This window comes from Alkalihalophilus lindianensis (assembly GCF_032843265.1).
GTDB classification, from domain to species: Bacteria; Bacillota; Bacilli; order Bacillales; family Bacillaceae_D; genus Alkalihalophilus; species Alkalihalophilus lindianensis.
Window position 1 is genome coordinate 1 of record NZ_JAWJBA010000163.1, and the last position, 301, is coordinate 301.

Genomic DNA, 301 nt, shown 5'->3' on the forward strand with positions numbered 1-301 from the left:
GTTTCGCCCACCACGACGCCCGTGCCGTGGTCGATGGCAAAGCCGGGCGCGATCCTAGCGCCGGGGTGCAGGTCGATGCCCGTCTGCCGGTGGCCGTACTCGGTGACGAGCCGGGCCACGAGCGGGGCGCCGCGCCGGTAGAGTTCGTGGTCGACGCGGTAGAGCGCGGTGGCGAGAAAGCCCGGATAGGCGAGGATCACCTCGTCGACCGAGCGGGCGGCCGGATCGCCGCGAAACGTGGCGGCGGCATCTTCGAGGAGGGCGGCGCGGAGGCCCGGCAGGGCGGCCATCACGCCCTCCG

Annotated in this window: 1 protein-coding gene; it reads right to left on the minus strand. The window is 73.8% G+C overall.

The features are described 5' to 3' along the window. Positions 1–290: serine O-acetyltransferase (locus tag RYX56_RS21780; protein WP_439108527.1), on the minus strand; the 290-nt coding region annotated here is incomplete at its 3' end. Between the last annotated feature and the right edge of the window lie 11 nt (positions 291–301).